Here is a 17,791-nt window from a genome sequence, read left to right on the forward strand (position 1 = left end):
GGGAATGTCGGTCCAGCGTCAGCGGCTAAGGATCAGGCCGCCTTGCGTGCAGCCAGCTGGCGCAGGACGTACTGCAGCAAGCCGCCGTGCTTGAAGTACTCTACTTCCTTCGGCGTCAGCAACAGCACCTTCACCTGGAACTGCTTGACGCTGCCATCGGACTTCTTGGCATCGACGGTAGCGCGACGGCTGGCGCCGTCCTGCAGGCCGGTGATGTCCAAGATTTCGGAGCCATCCAGACCCAGCGTCTGCGCGTTTTCGTTTTCCAGGAACTGCAGCGGCAGCACGCCCATGCCGACCAGGTTGGAGCGATGGATGCGCTCGAAGCTCTCTGCGATTACCGCCTTGACGCCCAGCAGGTTGGTGCCCTTGGCCGCCCAGTCGCGCGAGGAGCCGGTGCCGTATTCCTTGCCGGCCAGCACCACCAGCGGCACGCTATCGGCCTTGTACTTCACCGCCGCGTCGTAGATCGCCAGCTTTTCCGGCTGGCCGCCAGCTGCTGGGTAATACAGCGTGTTGCCGCCTTCTTCGCCACCGAACATCAGGTTCTTGATGCGGATGTTGGCGAAGGTGCCGCGCACCATCACATCGTCGTTGCCGCGGCGGCTGCCGTAGCTGTTGAAGTCGGCCGGTTGTACGCCGCGTTCCTGCAGGAAGCGTCCTGCCGGCGAATCCTTCTTGATGTTGCCGGCCGGGGAGATGTGGTCGGTGGTGATCGAGTCGCCGAACAGGCCCATGATGCGCGCGCCGTGCACGTCCTCCACATGGCCGACCTGCATGGTCATGCCCTCGAAGTAGGGCGGGTTCTTGATGTAGGTGGATGCGGCATCCCACTCGTACAACGCGCCATCTGGCGAGGCGATGGTGTTCCAGCGCGAATCGCCCTTGAACACATCGGCGTAGTTCTGCTTGAACATCTCCGGGCCAACGGTCGCGGCGATGGTGTCGCCGATTTCCTTGTTGCTCGGCCAGATGTCGCGCAGGTACACCGGCTGACCATCACTACCGGTGCCCAGCGGCTCGGTGGTGAGGTCGATATCGGTGGTGCCGGCGATCGCATAGGCGACGACCAACGGCGGCGAGGCCAGGTAATTCATTTTGACTTCGGGATGCACGCGGCCTTCGAAGTTGCGGTTGCCCGACAACACCGATGCGACGACCAGATCGTCTTTGGCAATCGCGGCGGACACGTCTTCCGGCAGCGGGCCGGAGTTGCCGATGCAGGTGGTGCAGCCGTAGCCGACCACGTAAAAGCCGAGCGTTTCCAGGTCGGCCAGCACGCCGGCCTTGCTCAGATAATCGGTGACCACGCGCGAGCCCGGCCCGAGCGAGGTCTTGACCCACGGCTGCGCCTTCAGGCCCTTGGCGGCCGCGTTGCGTGCCAGCAGGCCGGCACCGAGCATCACTGCCGGGTTGGAGGTGTTGGTGCACGAGGTGATGGCGGCGATCACCACCGAACCATCGCGCAGCTGCCAGCCGGCGCCGCTGTCGGCCGCGCCTTCGGCATGGGCCGCCTTGGCGCCGACTGCGGTACCGCCACCGCCTTCGTTCTTGAGGCGATCTTCCTGCTTGATGTCGCCCAGCCGCTTGCTGCGCGCCTCGGCGAACGGCTTGAGGCTTTCGCGGTAATTGGCCTGCATGTCTTCCAGCAGCACGCGGTCCTGCGGACGCTTGGGGCCGGCCAGCGACGGCTTGACCTCACCCATGTCCAGTTCCAGCGTGGCGCTGTACTGCGCCGGCGGGGTGGTGGCGTCGTGCCACAGGCCCTGCGCTTTTGCGTAGGCTTCCACCAGCGCAATCTGCTCCTCGCTGCGGCCGGACAGGCGCAGGTAGGTCAGCGATTCTTCGTCGACCGGGAAGATGCCGCAGGTGGCGCCGTATTCCGGTGCCATGTTGCCGATGGTGGCGCGGTCGGCCAGTGGCAGGTGCTGCAGGCCCTCGCCGAAGAACTCGACGAACTTGCCCACCACACCAGCCTTGCGCAGCATCTGGGTGACGGTGAGCACGAGATCGGTGGCGGTGGCGCCTTCGGGCAGTTTGCCGGTGAGCCTGAAGCCCACCACCTGCGGAATCAGCATCGACGACGGCTGGCCCAGCATCGCGGCCTCGGCTTCGATGCCACCCACGCCCCAGCCCAGCACGCCGATGCCATTGATCATGGTGGTGTGGCTGTCGGTACCGAACACGGTGTCGGGATAGGCGACCAGGGTGCCGTCCTTGTCCGCGCTCATCACCACGCGGGCGAGGTTTTCCAGATTGACCTGGTGGACGATGCCGGTATTGGGCGGCACCACCTTGAAGTTTTCGAACGCTTTCTGGCCCCAGCGCAGGAAGCCGTAGCGTTCCTGGTTACGCTGGAATTCGATCTTGCCATTGAGGTCGAGCGCGTCGGGCTTGCCGAACACGTCCACCTGCACCGAGTGGTCGATGACCAACTCGGAGGGAATCTGCGGGTTGATCTGGTCGGCGTCGCCGCCCAGCTTGACCACCGCATCGCGCATCGCGGCCAGGTCGACCACGCACGGCACGCCGGTGAAATCCTGCAACACCACGCGCGCGGGCATGAAGGCGATTTCGATCTCCGGCTCGGCCTTGGGGTCCCATTTGGCGACTGCCTCAATGTGGTCCTTGCCGACGGTCACACCGCCGTCCTCGTGCCGGAGCAGATTCTCCAGCAGGATCTTCATCGAGTAGGGCAGGTGGGCGATATCGAATCGCTCGCCCAGTTTGGGCAGGCTGTAATAGTCGTAGCGCTTGCCGTGGACCTCAAATGAGGCGCGGGTGGAAAAGGAATCGCTCATGCATCACTCCTATGGCGTCGAAGGCTTTAGGTAGGGGCCTATTCTGAGCAGTTCAGTGTGTACGCACGGTGTGTCCGAGTCGATCTGCTCGCTTGAGTACGACCGCCCAAGTACGTATCATGTACGCATACTTTCTGGAGCATGCTCATGGAAGCCACCGTTGCCGAACGTGGACAGATCACGCTGCCCAAGGCCGTGCGCGATGCCCTGGGCCTGACCAAGGGCACCACCCTCAAGATCGAACTCGATGGTGGGCGCATCATCTTGCGTAAAGATGTCAGCGAAGCGCTGCGCAAGGTGCGCGGCAAGTTCAAGCTGGTCGACGGCCTGACCAGCACCGACGAAGCCATGCGCGCCATCCGTGGCCGCGCGCCCGGGGATCCGTTCGACCCATGATCGCCCTGGATTCCTCGGTGCTGCTGGACATCCTCATCGGCGACCCGGTGTACGGCGAGGTGTCGGAAATCTGCATCGGCGATGCACTGGCGCGCGACGAGGTCGTGGTCTGCGACGCGGTGGTGGCCGAAGTGCTGGCCATGCTGGACACCCAGGTCGACCTGATGGAAACCCTGGCCTCGATCGGGGTGCGTTACGAAGCCACCCAGGAAGCGGCGGCAGTGCGCGCCGGCCATATGAACAAGCGCTTCCGTGCACGCGGCGGCAAGCGCGAGCGGGTGGTGGCCGATTTTCTGATCGGCGCCCACGCGATGCTCCAGTGCGATGGGTTGATTACCCGCGACGAGGGCTTCTTCCGCGACTACTTCAAGGGCTTGAAGATCACCGTCCCCAAGCCCGTTGCCTGATCCACGCCTTCTGATCCACGTCTGACGTTTTTACACATTCACTGCTGTCCTTTTGGAGAACCCGCATGTTGGAAGCCTATCGCCACCACGTTGCAGAGCGCGCCGCGCTCGGTATCCCGCCGCTGCCGCTGACCGCGCAGCAGACCGCCGAGGTCATCGAACTGTTGAAGGCTCCGCCTGCCGGCGAAGAAGCCTTTTTGGTCGAGCTGCTGAGCCAGCGCGTGCCGGCCGGCGTCGACGACGCCGCCAAGGTCAAGGCCTCGTACCTGGCCGCCGTGGCCTTCGGTACCGAGAAGACCGCACTGATCAGCCCCACGCGTGCGACCGAGCTGCTGGGCACCATGCTGGGCGGCTACAACATCCAGCCGCTGATCGACCTGCTGGATAACGCCGAGCTGGGCGCCACCGCCGCCGAAGCGCTCAAGCACACCTTGCTGGTGTTCGATGCGTTCCATGACGTGCAGGAAAAGGCCGACGCCGGCAACGCGCACGCCAAGTCCGTGCTGCAGAGCTGGGCCGATGCCGAGTGGTTCACCAGCAAGCCGGAAGTGCCGCAGAGCATGACCGTCACCGTGTTCAAGGTGCCGGGCGAAACCAATACCGACGACCTGTCGCCCGCGCCGGATGCGACCACCCGCCCGGACATCCCGCTGCACGCGCTGGCGATGCTGAAGAACACCCGCGAAGGCGCGGCGTTCGTGCCGGAAGAAGACGGCAAGCGTGGCCCGATCCAGGCTATTGCCGACCTCAAGGACAAGGGCCATCTGGTGGCCTATGTGGGCGACGTGGTCGGTACCGGTTCTTCGCGCAAGTCGGCGACCAACTCGGTGCTGTGGTGGACCGGCGAAGACATTCCGTACATCCCCAACAAGCGCTTCGGCGGCGTGTGCCTGGGTAGCAAGATCGCCCCGATCTTCTACAACACCATGGAAGACGCCGGCGCGCTGCCGATCGAGCTGGACGTGTCGCAGATGGAGCACGGCGACGTGGTCGAGCTGCGTCCGTATGACGGCAAGGCGCTGAAGAACGGGCAGGTGATTGCCGAGTTTGCGATGAAGTCGGACGTGCTGTTCGACGAAGTACGCGCCGGTGGCCGCATCCCGCTGATCGTTGGCCGTGGCCTCACCGCCAAGGCGCGCGAATTCCTGGGCCTGCCGGCCTCGGATCTGTTCCGCCTGCCGATGGACCCGCCGGACACCGGCAAGGGCTTCTCGCTGGCACAGAAGATGGTCGGCCGCGCCTGTGGCTTGCCGGAAGGCCAGGGCATGCGCCCGGGCACCTATTGCGAGCCGAAGATGACCTCGGTGGGTTCGCAGGACACCACTGGCCCGATGACCCGCGACGAGCTGAAGGACCTGGCCTGCCTGGGCTTTTCGGCCGACCTCGTGATGCAGTCGTTCTGCCACACCGCCGCTTACCCGAAGCCGGTGGACGTCAAGACCCACCACACGCTGCCGGAATTCATCTCCACCCGTGGCGGCGTGTCGCTGCGTCCGGGCGACGGCGTGATCCACAGCTGGCTCAATCGCATGCTGCTGCCCGACACCGTGGGCACCGGCGGCGACTCGCACACGCGTTTCCCGATCGGTATCTCGTTCCCGGCCGGCTCCGGCCTGGTGGCGTTCGCCGCCGCCACCGGGGTGATGCCGCTGGACATGCCCGAGAGCGTGCTGGTGCGCTTCAAGGGTGAGATGCAGCCGGGCGTGACCCTGCGCGATCTGGTCAACGCAATCCCGCTGTATGCGATCAAGGACGGCCTGCTGACCGTGGCCAAGCAGGGCAAGAAGAACATCTTCTCCGGCCGCATCCTGGAAATCGAAGGCTTGCCGAATCTGAAGGTGGAGCAGGCGTTCGAACTGTCCGACGCCTCGGCCGAGCGTTCGGCGGCCGGTTGCAGCGTGCACCTGGACAAGGCGCCGATCATCGAATACCTGACCAGCAACATCACCCTGCTGCGCTGGATGATCGCCGAAGGCTATGCCGACGCGCGCACCCTGGGCCGCCGCATCAAGAAGATGGAAGAGTGGCTGGCCGACCCGCAGCTGCTGCAGCCCGATGCCGATGCCGAGTATGCCGCGGTCATCGAGATCGACCTGGCCGACATCCACGAGCCGATCGTGGCGTGCCCGAACGACCCGGACGACGTCAAGACGCTGTCCGACGTGGCCGGTGCGGCGATCGACGAAGTGTTCATCGGTTCGTGCATGACCAACATCGGCCACTTCCGTGCCGCGGCCAAGCTGCTGGAAGGCAAGCGCGACATCCCGACCCGCTTATGGGTGGCACCGCCGACCAAGATGGACGCCTCCGAGCTGACCAAGGAAGGCCATTACGGCACCTTCGGCGCAGCCGGCGCGCGTATGGAGATGCCTGGCTGCTCGCTGTGCATGGGCAACCAGGCGCAGGCTCGCGAGGGCGCCACGGTGTTCTCCACCTCCACGCGTAACTTCCCCAACCGTCTGGGCCGCAACACCAATGTGTACCTGGGCTCGGCGGAACTGGCGGCGATCTGCTCGCGCCTGGGACGGATTCCGACCAAGGAGGAGTACATGGCCGATGTGGGCGTGATCAAGACCAGTGGCGACCAGATCTACCGCTACATGAACTTCGATCAGATCCAGGAATATCAGGACGTTGCGGATACCGTCGCGGCCTGATCCAGCGGATTAGATGGAGCTTAGAACGCCCGGCAATGCCGGGCGTTTTTCGTTTATCGGGCAATGACTTCGCTTCGCGTAGAGCGTGACGTGCGTCAAAACAAATCGCAGTTAAACCGCTTGCCGCACTGCAACAAATTTCTGATGTGAAGAGGTCTAGAGTTCCGCCGCCCTCCCATTTATGTCGATGCCGATGCCTTCTTGCACGATCGCAGGTCAAACACTCCATTACACCCAGCACGGTCACGGGTTCCCGATCCTGCTCGGCCATAGCTACCTGTGGGACGCGGCGATGTGGGAGCCGCAGATCCAGGCCCTTTCGCAGCACTACCAGGTGATCGTTCCCGAGCTGTGGGGCCATGGGCAGTCGGGCGAACTGCCGCAAGGCACGCAGGGAATCGACGATCTTGCCCGGCAGATGCTTGGCCTGCTGGACGCGCTGGAGCTGCCGCAGTGCGCGGTGGTGGGCCTGTCGGTGGGCGGCATGTGGGGCGCTGAGCTTGCTTTGATGGCGCCGGAGCGCGTGCGCAGCCTGGTATTGATGGATACCTTCCTGGGCGCCGAGCCGCAGGCCACGCGTGCGCGTTACTTCGGCATGCTGGATGCGATCGAAGCGGCCGGGCAGGTGACGCCTGCGCTGATCGAGGCGATCGTGCCGATCTTCTTCCGCCCCGGCATCGATCTGACCTCGGCCTTGCCGGCCGCGTTCGCGCAGCGCCTGGCGGCGATGTCGGCCGAGCAGCTACGGACGTCGATCGTGCCGCTTGGCCGCCTGATCTTCGGACGTGCCGATCGACTGGATGCCATGTCTGCGCTGGATCCTGCCAACACCTTCCTGCTTGGTGGCGACGCGGATATTGCGCGGCCGCCGGAAGAGCTGTGGATGATGGCCGAAGCGATTTGCTGCGATTACGAACTGGTGCCCGATGCCGGGCATATCGCATCGCTGGAGAATCCGGCGTTCGTCAATGCGCAGTTGCTCGGGTGGTTCAAGCGCACCTTGTCGTGAGGTTGAAGCGGGGAGGGTGCGCGTGGAATGACGCGTGTGCCTTTACCCCCAAGGCCTCTCCGATAGGGTGAGATGGCTTATCGCTGCTTTGCGTCTCCCGTCGGGAGCTTCAGATGTGTTTCCTTCTCCCGTCGGGAGAAGGTGCCCGCAGGGCGGATGAGGGTAGGGTTTCGGCGGGAATTGTGGGTGGCCGTACCCTCACCCCTCTCCCGGGGGGAGAGGGGCTTGTAAGCGCTGCAGCCGTCTAGGCGCTGCGGTCGTCTACGCGCTGCGGTCGTCTGGACGCTGCGTCGCTACGGTTGAGTGCCTAGCCAGGCTTCCAGTGTCGGCAGCTGCTTTCCTTCTCCCGTCGGGAGAAGGTGCCCGTAGGGCGGATGAGGGTAGGGTTTCGGCGGGATTTGTGGGTGGCCGTACCCTCACCCCAACCCCTCTCCCGCAGGGAGAGGGGCTTATAAGCGCTGCAGCCGTCTAGGCGCTGTGGTCGTCTAAATGCTGCAGTCGTCTGGACGTTGCGTGGTTATGGTTGCGCGCCTAGCCAGGCTTCCAGTGCCGGGGCCGGGAGGGGCCGCGAGAACAGGTAGCCCTGCAGGACTTCGCAGCCCAGGTCGGCCAGGAACAGGCGCTGTGCTTCGTTCTCGACGCCTTCGGCGACGACGTGCTTGCGCAGATGCTCGCCGATGCGCAGCACCGAGGTGGTGAGCGCGCGTGCGTCTTCGCTGTGTTCGATATCGCGTACGAAGCTCATGTCCAGTTTGAGTTCGTCGATCGGTAGGCGGTGCAGATGGCTCAGGCTGGAATAGCCGGTGCCGAAGTCGTCCAGCGATAACGAGATGCCGGCTTCGCGGATGGCATGCAGATTTTCCAACACGCCCGGTTGCCCGGACAGCATCACGCTTTCGGTCAATTCCAGGGTGAGGTCGGAGGCTTGCACGCCGGTGTCGGCGATCAGCCCAAGCAGGTCGGGGAGCATGCGCGGGCTTTCGAAGCCGCTGGCCGACAGATTCACCGACACGCGTGTGACCGGCACGCCGCGCAGACGCCAGTCGGCCACTTGTTCGCAAGCGCGCCGCAGAACCCAGGCGTTGAGCTGGGGCATCATGCCTTGCTCTTCGGCGACCGGCAGAAACCGTGCCGGCGAAATGGCGCCGAGTTGCGGATGATTCCAGCGCAGCAACGCTTCCACGCCGTACAGCGCGTGCGGCGCGGCGCTATGTAGTTGCGGCTGGTAATGCAGCTGTAGTTGGTCGCGGCCGATGGCCTGGCGCAGTTCCGCTTCCAGCGCCACGCGCTCCTGCGCCATGCGATTCATGTCGGAGCTGAAGAAACGGAAGCGTCCGCCACCTTCCTTCTTGGCGCGATTCATCGCCAGATCGGCATGCCGCAGCAGGATGTTGATGTCGCGCCCGTCTTCGGGAAACATCGCTACGCCGATGCTGGCCGACGGATGCACGGTCATATGGCCTACCGACAGCGGGCCGGCGATGGTGCCCAGCACGCGTTCGGCCGCGGCGCTGGCCTGCTCGGCGCTGCATTGCGGCAGGGCCAGTGCGAATTCGTCGCCGGCCACGCGTGCCAGCATGGCGGTGGCGGCAAGTTGGTCGCCGACGCGCAGCGCGATGTCGCGCAGCAGACCATCGCCGGCAGAATGGCCCTGACTGTCGTTGATCAGCTTGAAGCGGTCGATGTTGATGAACATCAACGCGACCGGCTCGGCAGCGTATTCGGCCTGGGTCAGCGCCTGCTCGGCGCGCGCGCTGAACATGATGCGATTGGGTAGGCCGGTCAGCGCGTCGTAGAACGCGAGTTGATGTACGCGTTGACGGATCTGCTCGCGCTCCAGTGCCAGCGTGCACAGCTGTTGGCACAGTTCGGTCAGCCGTACGTGCCAGGCATCGGCACGTTGCGGCTTGCGGTAATACAGCGCAAAGGTGCCGAGCACGCGCGAGCTATTGGCGCGGATTGGGGTGCTCCAGCAGGCGCGCAGACCCATCGGCATCAACTGCTCGCGGTAGGCGGTAAACAACGGGTCGGTGGCGATATCTTCCACCATCACCGCACGGCCGCGCCAGGCAGCGGTGCCGCAGGCACCTGCACCGGGGCCGATCTTCAGGCCGTTGACGGCGTCGGCATACTCGGGCGGCAGACTCGGCGCGGCCAGCGAATGCAGGCAGCCCTGGTTGTCGGCGCTCATGACGGTCGCCAAGACTTCCGGTGCGATGCGTTCGACCTCGGTGCAGATCAGCGTCATCACCTCGATCAGCGGGCGCTCCTGCACCAGCGCTTCCAGCACGCGGTGCTGCAGCACTTCGTGCATCTTGGTGTCGGTAATGTCGGTCAGCACCGCCACGTAATGCGACGGATTGTGTTTGGCGTCGTAGATCGGATTGAAGTTGAGCGAGATCCACAACGGCGAGCCGTCCTTGCGATAGACCAGCAAGTCGGCACGGGTTTGCTGCAGGGCATCGGCGCGATCGCGGATGCGCGCAACCTCGCCTTGGTCGCTCTGCGCACGGGTCAACACATCCGACGGGCGCTGGCCGACCAGCTCGGCTTCGGTGTAGCCGAACATGCGCTGGAAGCCATCGTTGGCGTAGAGCAGGCGCGATTGCAGATCGCAGATGAGGATGGCACTACTGCTGCCATCCAGCGCTTCGGCCAGCAAGCGCGAACGACGGTCATCCGGCGCTTCGCCGGGCTTGGCCATGCCGGCCGTGAGCGGGCCGTGCTTGATCGGCGTGCGCGCATGGTCGAATGCGGTAACCGACGACGTATCGCCGACCAGTTCCGCTGTCGCCCACGCATCCGTCGCCGTGTTGGCGTCGGTGTCCGGTGCGCCGTCGTGCGGCGGCAGATCGGTCGGATGCGGGGGCAGGGCGCGCATGGGCGATCAGCGCGCCTGTGCCGACAATGCGATCAGGCGTTCGGCAACACGGTCCAGCGGTACCACTTCCTGCGCGGCGCCCAGTTTGTAGGCGGCGCCGGGCATGCCCCACACCACGCTGCTGGCTTCGTCCTGTACCAGTGTGGGGGCGCCGGCCTGCAGCATTTCCAGCAGGCCGCGCGCACCGTCGTCGCCCATGCCGGTGAGGATGGCGCCGACCGCATTCGGCCCGGCGTTGGCGGCGACCGAGCGGAACAGCACGTCCACCGCCGGCTTGTGGCGATTGACCGGCGGGCCGTCGTCGATACGGCAGCGCCAACGCGCACCGTCGCGAATGATGCGCAGGTGCTGGCCGCCCGGCGGCAGATAAGCGTGGCCGGGCAGAATGGCTTCGCCGTCGCTGGCTTCGCGCACCGACATCGCCGAGTGGCGATTGAGGCGTTCGGCGAATGCGGTGCTGAAGCTGGCCGGCAGATGCTGGGTCATCACCACCGCCGGTGCGTCGGCAGGCATGTGTTCGAGCACCACGCGCAGCGCTTCGGTGCCGCCGGCAGAAGCGCCGATGGCGATCAGGCGGTCGGTGGTGCGGAAGCGCAGCGCGCTGCCCGGCACCGGTGCCGATTGCATGTCCAGGGTGAGCTTGGGCGTGCTGGGGCGATGCAGTGCACTGACCTTGGCCTTGGCGGCCATCTTGACCTTGCTGACGATTTCTTCGGCATAGCCTTCCAGTCCACGCACGACGTCGATCTTGGGCTTGGAGATGAAGTCCACCGCACCCAGCGACAAGGCCTGCAAGGTGGTGTCGGCACCGCGCTCGGTGAGCGAGGAAATCATCACCACCGGCGTCGGGCGCAGGCGCATCAGGTTTTCCAGAAACACCAGGCCGTCCATGCGCGGCATTTCCACGTCCAGCGTGATCACGTCCGGATTGAGGCGTTTGATCTTTTCGCGCGCCAGGATCGGGTCGGCGGCCGAGCCGATGACTTCGATGCCCGGATCGCGCGAGAGGATTTCGGTGAGCATCTGACGGACCACCGCCGAGTCGTCGACGATGAGTACACGTACGGGAGTTTCCAGCGTCATTCGAACAACTCCACTCCACCGGTGACCGGTGCTTTGGACAGACGGGCGCGCACGGCCGATTCTGTGGCGGCGACTTCGGCTTCGTGCGCATGCGGCAAACGCTGCACGACTACCCGGCCGGTCGTCGGAAAGAACCACACCTTGCGCGGATGGATGCCGCACAGATCTTCGGCAATGATGGGAATGTGTTCGGCTTGCAGGTACTGGCGCACGAACTCGGCGTTGCGGGTGCCGACCGGATTGCTGGTGAAGCCCTTGAGCACGTTGGCGCCGCCGAAGACCTTGGCTTCGATGCGTTTGCGATGCGCGCCGCGCTTGAGCATGTCGTTGATCAGCAACTCCATCGCATAACTGCCGTAGCGCGCCGGTGCACCGTCGCCGACCTGTCCTTCGGGCAGCAGGAAGTGATTCATGCCGCCGATCTTGAGCACCGGATCACGCAAGCAGGCCGCAACGCACGATCCCAAGGTGGTCGTCAACGCGGTGTCGTCGTCCACCACCAGATATTGAGTGGGCAGCAGCTTGGCGGTAATGGTCTGGAACCGCGAATCGCGGTAGCGCATCACGTCGTCGACTTGCACGGCCGTACTCATGCAGAGGCTCCCGAACGCGGAGCGCGCCGATACAGCGTGCGCCCGCACGGCTGGATCAGATCGGCTGCGTGCAGGTAATTCTCCGAGTGCCCGGTGTAGAGCAGACCGTCGTCGCCCATGTGGCTGACCAGACGCGACAGGATGCCGCGCTGGGTCGGTTTGTCGAAATAGATCATCACGTTGCGGCAGAACAGCGCTGCATAGGGGCCGCCGACGTCGTAACGCGGCGATAGCAGATTCAACTGGCGGTATTCGATGAGTTGGCGCAGCGCAGGAATCACCCGGCACTTGCCTTCGTTGGGGCCGCTGCCGCGCTGGAAATACTTGCGCTTGATCGCCGCATCCAGCGAGGCGACGCGGTCGATGGCATAGACGCCGCGCGAGGCGGTTTCCAGCACCTGGGTGTCGACGTCGGTGGCGACGATGCTCACCGGCGGGGTCAGTGTGCCGAACGCCTCGCAGGCGGTGATGGCGATGGAGTAGGGCTCCTCACCGGTAGATGCGGCGCACGACCAGATCTTCAGTGGCGCCTGCGAGGCGCGCTTCTGCAGTTCTTCGCGCAATTTGTCGAAGTGATGCGGCTCGCGGAAGAACGAGGTCAGGTTGGTGGTCAGGGCGTTGGTGAACGCCTGCCATTCTTCTTCGTCGTTGCCGGCTTCCAGCTGGTCGATGTACTCGCGAAACGAGCGCAGCCCGAGCACGCGCAGGCGGCGCGACAGGCGGCCATACACCATGTCGCGCTTGGCCGGTGCCAGCGAGATACCGACGCGTTGGTAAATCAGGTCGCAAACGCGCTTGAAGTCGCGGTCGCCAAAATCGAATTCGCGCGTGTCTGAAGCGGGAGTCGTAGTCGTCATATCCATACACGTCGGGAGCTATAACGTGGTATCGGCCATGTAGCCGTGCAACTGAAGCACCAATCCATCGATGACTGCGGTTGGGCTCGGTATCGCAGCAACGCTGCGGTGCGGCGGCGTGCAGCGACGGCGCGGCGGGGTGAAGGCTGCCTGTCGTTGCGAGAGGCAGAAACACAACGCCCCGGCAGTGCCGGGGCGTTGTGGGTGACAGCGGTGACTTGGAGCGGTTACCAGAACGTAGCGAGCAGTCGTCAGTTGGGTGCGGACGGCGCGAAGGAGGCGGAGTGTCCGCGTGGTACCTGCCGCATCCGCCGCGCCCGCCTGGCGCCTGCACAGCCCTTCTGTTGGCTGCTCTTAGAACTCTTGCCAGTTACCGTCGGCCAGTGCGGCCTGTGGCTTGGCAGATCGCGCCGACGGCGCTGCGGCTGTCCGCACGGCCGGCTTGGCCGCCGTCTTGACCGCAACCGGACGCGAGGCCACCGGGCGCACACGCGCTTGTGCAACCGCGGCCGATTCGTCCAGCTTGAACACCGACACCGCTTCGGCCAGATGACCGGCCTGCTCTTCCATCGAGCGGGCGGCGGCAGTGGCTTCTTCCACCAGGGCGGCGTTCTGCTGGGTGGTTTCGTCCATCTGGGTGATGGTCTGGTTGACCTGTTCGATGCCGGCCGACTGTTCCTGCGAGGCGGCAGAAATTTCGCCCATGATGTCGGTGACACGCTGCACGCTGGCAACGATCTCGGCCATCGTCGCACCGGCCTTGCGCACCAACGCAGAGCCTTCGGCGACCTTGTGCACGGAGTCGTCGATCAAACCCTTGATCTCCTTGGCGGCGCCGGCCGAACGCTGTGCCAACGTGCGCACTTCGGAGGCGACCACTGCAAACCCGCGGCCTTGCTCACCGGCACGCGCCGCTTCCACCGCCGCATTCAACGCCAGGATATTGGTCTGGAAGGCGATGCCGTCGATGACGCTGATGATGTCGGCGATCTTCTTGGACGAGGCTTCGATGCCGGACATGGTGGTGACCACCTGCGACACCACTTCGCCGCCCTGCGAGGCCACACCGGTGGCGCCGATGGCCAGCTGATTGGCCTGACGTGCGCTTTCGGCGTTCTGCTTGACGGTGGAGGTGAGCTCTTCCATCGAGGCAGCGGTTTCTTCCAGGTTGGCGGCCTGCTGTTCGGTACGGTGCGACAGATCGCTGTTGCCCGAGGCGATTTCGCCGGCTGCCGAGTTGATCGCACTGGAGGAGAGCTTGATGCGACCGACGATATCGGCCAGTTGCTCGGCGGTGGCATTGGCATCGTCACGCATCTGCGCGAACACGCCGCTGAACTGCCCTTGCATGCGCACGGTCAGGTCGCCGCGCGACAGCGCAGACAACAGCGCAGAGATCTGCTCGAGGCTGCCGGCATTGGCATCCAGCAAGCCGTTGAGCTGCTGCGCCAACTGCAGGAAGAAGCCCTGCTTGCCGTCGGTTTCGACGCGGCCGCTCATGTCGCCGCTGGCAGCGGCACGCACGATGCGGGCGACTTCTTCTTCGACCTGGACTTCGATGGTGCGGTCGCGCCATTCGCAGACTTCGCCGGTGGTTTCGCCTTGCTCGTTCTTGATGCCGGTGACGGTCTGCGCCAGCACGACTTCGCCGAAGCGCTCTTCGAAGCTGGTGACACCATCGCGTTCGAGCGCAGCAACGGCCTTGCGCACGGTCGCATCGGACAGGCCCAGGTAGCTGATGTGCTGACCGATGACCTTGCTCGCATCGAACTCGGGCGATGCCAGACGGATGCTGCTTTCGTACTGCGTCACGATCTTCTTGAAGGCATCGTTGGCGTAGATCATGACGCGGTCGGGATCGGTGATGAAGGTGCCGGTGGACGACTTGTCCAGCGCGGTGCGGATGCGCAGGTTCTCGTCGGCGATCTTCTGATCGCGTTCGATGCGCTCCTTCAGATCGCGCTGCATGCGCTGCATGGAGCGCATCAGTTCGCCCACTTCGTCCTTGCCGTGCGCATTGATCTGACCATCCAGCTTGCCGCCGGCGATTTCGGTGGCGGTGCTCACCGCGCCGCGCATGCTGCGCACGATGGAGCGGGCAAACAGGAATGCCAGGCCCAGGCCTCCGGCAATGCCGATCAGCAACACCACCAGGGTCAGCGAGACCGAGGTTGCGTGGACCTTTTCGGCCTTGGTCTTGGCCGCCTGTGCCAGCAGATTGTCCTCGGCGATCAACGCAGCCAGCGAATCCTTGGCCTTGTTGTGCAGGGTGCGGGTCTCGCCGACAAAGGTGTCGATGGCATCGTCGGGAAGATTGAGCTCGATCATTTCATCGACGCTGGCGTACGAGGCCGAGGCCTTCTTCCAGTCGGCCACGAACACGTTGAAGAGTTTTTTCTGCTGCGGGCTTTCGATCAGGCGGGGATAGCCCTTGATCGTTGCCTCGATTTCGCCGTTGAGCTTCTTGGCGCGGACCCTGGCTTCCTGCTTGACCGCATCGCTGGCGCGCACCAGATTTTGATAAGACGCATTCCGGTATTCGCCGAGCATGCCGCGCAGATCGCCGGCTTCGCGGACGCTGGACATGGTGTTGCCGGCCAGATCGCGCGTCACGTTGTTGAGCGATGCCAGGCCCGAATACGCGATGATTCCCTGCACCAGCATGATCAGCAGCACGATGCCGAACGCCAGCATCAGCCGCGGCATCAATTTCAGATTATTAATCCATTGCATTGACACGATTCCCCCGTAGAAGTCAGTCCGCATAATCCAGACAGCAGATCGCCACGCATGGGCGTGGCGATCTGCGATGCGATTACTTGATGGTGGCAAGCTTCAGGCTGGCCGGGGAGCTGACTTCGATTTCGGCGCGCGAGCTGTCGCGCTGGATCTTGCCGAGGACGCAGACGTCCTTGCCTTCCAACGATTCCGGGGCAAAGCTGAACTTGCCGCGGTTGGCGCCGTCGATGCGGGCCGAGAAGGTGTGACGCGGGAACATGCCGCCCATGTACAGGAAGGTGGGTTCGCCTTCCGAGCTCTGTGCGTACTTGGCCTTTTCGACCTTGCCGCACACCATGCCGTCCTTGCCGACGAAGCGGGTGGCCATCTCCGGCGGAATCATTTCCTGCGACTGAGCCGACAGCGTGGGGGCAACGATCACGAGAGCAGCGACGGGGAGGAGCGAGAGCAGGAACTTCATTGGGGATTCTCCAGAATCGAAAGTCGAACGGTGACCCGCTTATGAACGCGGGCTTCTATTCAGCTATCGGCTAACTGGGATTCAACTTGAAGTAAAAAAATGTGAGTCACATCGCACTTCTATCTAGCAGTGCGTCTCGTGTCAGGACGCTCCCGACACCTGATGGTGGTATGCGCATTAGGCATAAACCACTGCGGCCGTCAGAGGGCTGCCGGGTGCTCAAACGCGGCGATGCATACCTGCTGCATCGCTACGCTTGCCAACCACTGCATCCCTCTGACGACCGCAGGTCGCCGCACTCAACCACCGTGAATCAGGCAGCTTCTTCAGCCAGCTGCTGCTGACCCAGCTCGGTGCTGTCCAGCAGGGTTTCGATATCCAGCAGGATCAGCATGCGATCGTCCTGGGTGCCGATGCCGGAGATGAAGCGGGTATCCACTGCGGCGCCGAACTCGGGCGTCGGGCGGATCTGGTCGTCATTGAGCGGGATGACGTCGGAGACGCTGTCCACCACGATGCCGACCACGCGGTCTTCGACGTTGAGCACGATCATCACGGTGAACGCGTCGTAGCGCGCTTCCTTGAGGCGCAGCTTCAGGCGCAGGTCGATCACCGGCACGATGGTGCCGCGCAGGTTGATCACACCCTTGATGTAGTCGGGCGCGTCGGGCAGACGGGTGACCGAATCGTAGCCACGGATTTCCTGCACTTTCAGGATGTCCACGCCGTAGTGTTCTTCGCCCAAAGCGAAGCTGAGGAATTCACCACCGGTGCCGGTGGCAGTGCTTTTGTCGTTCATGAAAACTCCGGGCGTTGCGGCTGAGTGTCAGGTTGCGGCACTAGGTTGAAAAGGCTGCCATAGCAACATCGGCGCAGCGCTCGGCAACTTTAGGTGCGTGGACCAAGTGGTACGTGCGGGTTCAGAACACGCCGCTCTTGCGCGCGTTGCGCTGGCGGTCGACCCGAAAGATGTAGCGCTGGATGGTTTCGTCGGCGCCACGCGGCAGATCGCTGAACTGCAGGCCGACGCGGAAACCTTCGCTGCCATTGGGCAGGGTCTGCTTGTATTGGCTGCACACCGTGAGCGGCAGGGCGATCGGTGCGACGTCGGGCAGGTGCAGCGTGCAGTCGCGATAGGTGCGTTGCGGCTCCAGCAAGGGCATTCCGGCGGTGAGCGACACCGCCAGGCCGCCGCTGCTGATGTCGATCACGCGCAGCTGCAGGTTGAGGTTGCCGCCCTGGGCTTCGTCCTGGCGGATGATGCACACGGGCGAGTCGGTGATCGGCGTTTCCAGCCGGTACGATTCGCGACGTTGCATGTGGTACATCGCGTCCGGCAGCTCGGCGCGGAAGGCGACGTGGATGTCGCGCTCGATGCGCTCGGCCTTTTCCAGCCGGAAGCGCACGTTGACACGCTCCAGTTGCGCATAGCAGAGCAGGTACTTGGCATCTTCGATGGCACGGTTGGAGGTGTCGTTGTGGCTGCCGTCCAGAATCACGCAATCGTCGTCTTCATCGATTTCGAGCACGGCGGTAGGCACGGCCATGTCGCGGCCGGCCACATGCATGGTCACCACGGCGCGTTGATCGAGCAGCTGGCGCAGCAAGCCACGGATCTGCCGCTTGTTGCGCAGCAGATAGCGTTCGTCACCTTCTGCAAGGTGATCGTCGTGGTCCAGCTCTGACTCTGAGGTATCGCCTTGGGACATGGGCACAAGCACAGTGGTAGCGGGAAGAAGCCCGGAGGGTTGTCCCGGCGTCGCCTTGATATCGGCGGCAAAGCGAAATCTTTAAGTGCCGCTGACAAAACTCGTACGCCTGGCGCTGCTCATGACCCGTCGCGATGTGCGGTGTGCAGAGCTTTTAACGCAGCATCCATGCCGCCAAGGATCCTGCGACGGTGAGCGG

Annotated in this window: 13 protein-coding genes and 1 other RNA gene; 4 read left to right on the top strand and 10 right to left on the bottom strand. The window is 64.1% G+C overall.

The genetic code is table 11. From position 1 onward, the window contains the following. Positions 1–32 precede the first annotated feature (32 nt). Entirely contained in the window at positions 33–2,801 is a 2,769-nt protein-coding gene (gene acnA, locus VC212_RS13450) for an aconitate hydratase AcnA (protein ID WP_323526053.1), read from the bottom strand. A 147-nt stretch (positions 2,802–2,948) separates the two neighbouring features. Between acnA and VC212_RS13455 the strand changes: the two genes are divergently transcribed. The 4 genes from VC212_RS13455 (at position 2,949) to VC212_RS13470 (ending at position 7,270) form a co-directional block, all read left to right on the top strand. Continuing rightward, on the top strand, positions 2,949–3,197 hold the full coding sequence (locus VC212_RS13455) for an AbrB/MazE/SpoVT family DNA-binding domain-containing protein (protein ID WP_016903180.1): 249 nt from the start codon (positions 2,949–2,951) through the stop codon (positions 3,195–3,197). Then, positions 3,194–3,604 (top strand): type II toxin-antitoxin system VapC family toxin, encoded by a 411-nt coding sequence (locus tag VC212_RS13460; protein WP_011259444.1) that lies wholly within the window; start codon positions 3,194–3,196, stop codon positions 3,602–3,604. The genes VC212_RS13455 and VC212_RS13460 overlap by 4 nt, the downstream gene beginning before the upstream one ends. 65 nt (positions 3,605–3,669) lie before the next feature. Beyond that, positions 3,670–6,261, top strand: coding sequence for a bifunctional aconitate hydratase 2/2-methylisocitrate dehydratase (gene acnB, locus VC212_RS13465; protein ID WP_115561945.1), 2,592 nt, complete (start codon positions 3,670–3,672; stop codon positions 6,259–6,261). 193 nt (positions 6,262–6,454) lie between these two features. After that, positions 6,455–7,270, top strand: a complete 816-nt coding sequence (locus VC212_RS13470) for an alpha/beta fold hydrolase (RefSeq protein ID WP_323526055.1) — start codon at positions 6,455–6,457, stop codon at positions 7,268–7,270. Positions 7,271–7,787: 517 nt separating this feature from the next. Here VC212_RS13470 and VC212_RS13475 read toward each other — a convergent pair. The 9 genes from VC212_RS13475 to VC212_RS13515 all read right to left on the bottom strand — a co-directional run bounded on the left by VC212_RS13475 (position 7,788) and on the right by VC212_RS13515 (position 17,592). Next, positions 7,788–10,151 carry an EAL domain-containing protein gene (locus VC212_RS13475; RefSeq protein ID WP_323526056.1) on the bottom strand — a complete coding sequence of 788 codons (2,364 nt, stop codon included), beginning with the start codon at positions 10,149–10,151 and terminating at the stop codon, positions 7,788–7,790. 6 nt (positions 10,152–10,157) lie between these two features. Next, complete coding sequence (locus VC212_RS13480; RefSeq protein ID WP_055846532.1) at positions 10,158–11,234, bottom strand: chemotaxis response regulator protein-glutamate methylesterase; 1,077 nt, start codon at positions 11,232–11,234, stop codon at positions 10,158–10,160. Beyond that, the gene (cheD, locus tag VC212_RS13485; protein ID WP_005993860.1) at positions 11,231–11,827 is read right to left on the bottom strand and encodes a chemoreceptor glutamine deamidase CheD; all 597 of its coding nucleotides are present in this window, start codon (positions 11,825–11,827) and stop codon (positions 11,231–11,233) included. Before cheD ends, VC212_RS13480 begins: the two co-directional genes overlap by 4 nt. After that, entirely contained in the window at positions 11,824–12,690 is an 867-nt protein-coding gene (locus tag VC212_RS13490; protein WP_055846534.1) for a CheR family methyltransferase, read from the bottom strand. The genes cheD and VC212_RS13490 overlap by 4 nt, the downstream gene beginning before the upstream one ends. A gap of 219 nt (positions 12,691–12,909) precedes the next feature. Continuing rightward, positions 12,910–12,985: non-coding RNA, sX9 sRNA (locus tag VC212_RS13495), on the bottom strand. Between the two features lie 53 nt (positions 12,986–13,038). Continuing rightward, positions 13,039–15,417 carry a methyl-accepting chemotaxis protein gene (locus VC212_RS13500; RefSeq protein ID WP_323526057.1) on the bottom strand — a complete coding sequence of 793 codons (2,379 nt, stop codon included), beginning with the start codon at positions 15,415–15,417 and terminating at the stop codon, positions 13,039–13,041. Between the two features lie 82 nt (positions 15,418–15,499). Further along, positions 15,500–15,883: a hypothetical protein gene (locus tag VC212_RS13505; protein WP_005993867.1), complete on the bottom strand. Its 384-nt coding sequence runs from the start codon at positions 15,881–15,883 to the stop codon at positions 15,500–15,502. Positions 15,884–16,196: 313 nt separating this feature from the next. After that, positions 16,197–16,682 (bottom strand): chemotaxis protein CheW, encoded by a 486-nt coding sequence (locus tag VC212_RS13510; protein ID WP_011037040.1) that lies wholly within the window; start codon positions 16,680–16,682, stop codon positions 16,197–16,199. Between the two features lie 121 nt (positions 16,683–16,803). Further along, positions 16,804–17,592: a flagellar brake protein gene (locus VC212_RS13515; protein WP_323526058.1), complete on the bottom strand. Its 789-nt coding sequence runs from the start codon at positions 17,590–17,592 to the stop codon at positions 16,804–16,806. Positions 17,593–17,791: the final 199 nt, after the last annotated feature.

Origin of the sequence: Xanthomonas sp. WHRI 8932A, assembly GCF_035012785.1 — a bacterium.
Classification (GTDB): Bacteria; Pseudomonadota; Gammaproteobacteria; order Xanthomonadales; family Xanthomonadaceae; genus Xanthomonas.

Excerpts from the sequence above, each read along its gene's own strand:
- VC212_RS13505 (WP_005993867.1), bottom strand. The coding sequence starts at position 15,883 with ATGAAGTTCCTGCTCTCGCTCCTCCCCGTCGCTGCTCTCGTGATCGTT.
- VC212_RS13470 (WP_323526055.1), top strand. The coding sequence starts at position 6,455 with ATGCCTTCTTGCACGATCGCAGGTCAAACACTCCATTACACCCAGCAC.
- VC212_RS13515 (WP_323526058.1), bottom strand. The coding sequence starts at position 17,592 with ATGTCCCAAGGCGATACCTCAGAGTCAGAGCTGGACCACGACGATCAC.
- VC212_RS13480 (WP_055846532.1), bottom strand. The coding sequence starts at position 11,234 with ATGACGCTGGAAACTCCCGTACGTGTACTCATCGTCGACGACTCGGCG.
- acnA (WP_323526053.1), bottom strand. The coding sequence starts at position 2,801 with ATGAGCGATTCCTTTTCCACCCGCGCCTCATTTGAGGTCCACGGCAAG.
- VC212_RS13490 (WP_055846534.1), bottom strand. The coding sequence starts at position 12,690 with ATGGATATGACGACTACGACTCCCGCTTCAGACACGCGCGAATTCGAT.
- VC212_RS13455 (WP_016903180.1), top strand. The coding sequence starts at position 2,949 with ATGGAAGCCACCGTTGCCGAACGTGGACAGATCACGCTGCCCAAGGCC.
- acnB (WP_115561945.1), top strand. The coding sequence starts at position 3,670 with ATGTTGGAAGCCTATCGCCACCACGTTGCAGAGCGCGCCGCGCTCGGT.
- cheD (WP_005993860.1), bottom strand. The coding sequence starts at position 11,827 with ATGAGTACGGCCGTGCAAGTCGACGACGTGATGCGCTACCGCGATTCG.
- VC212_RS13500 (WP_323526057.1), bottom strand. The coding sequence starts at position 15,417 with ATGCAATGGATTAATAATCTGAAATTGATGCCGCGGCTGATGCTGGCG.
- VC212_RS13510 (WP_011037040.1), bottom strand. The coding sequence starts at position 16,682 with ATGAACGACAAAAGCACTGCCACCGGCACCGGTGGTGAATTCCTCAGC.
- VC212_RS13460 (WP_011259444.1), top strand. The coding sequence starts at position 3,194 with ATGATCGCCCTGGATTCCTCGGTGCTGCTGGACATCCTCATCGGCGAC.
- VC212_RS13475 (WP_323526056.1), bottom strand. The coding sequence starts at position 10,151 with ATGCGCGCCCTGCCCCCGCATCCGACCGATCTGCCGCCGCACGACGGC.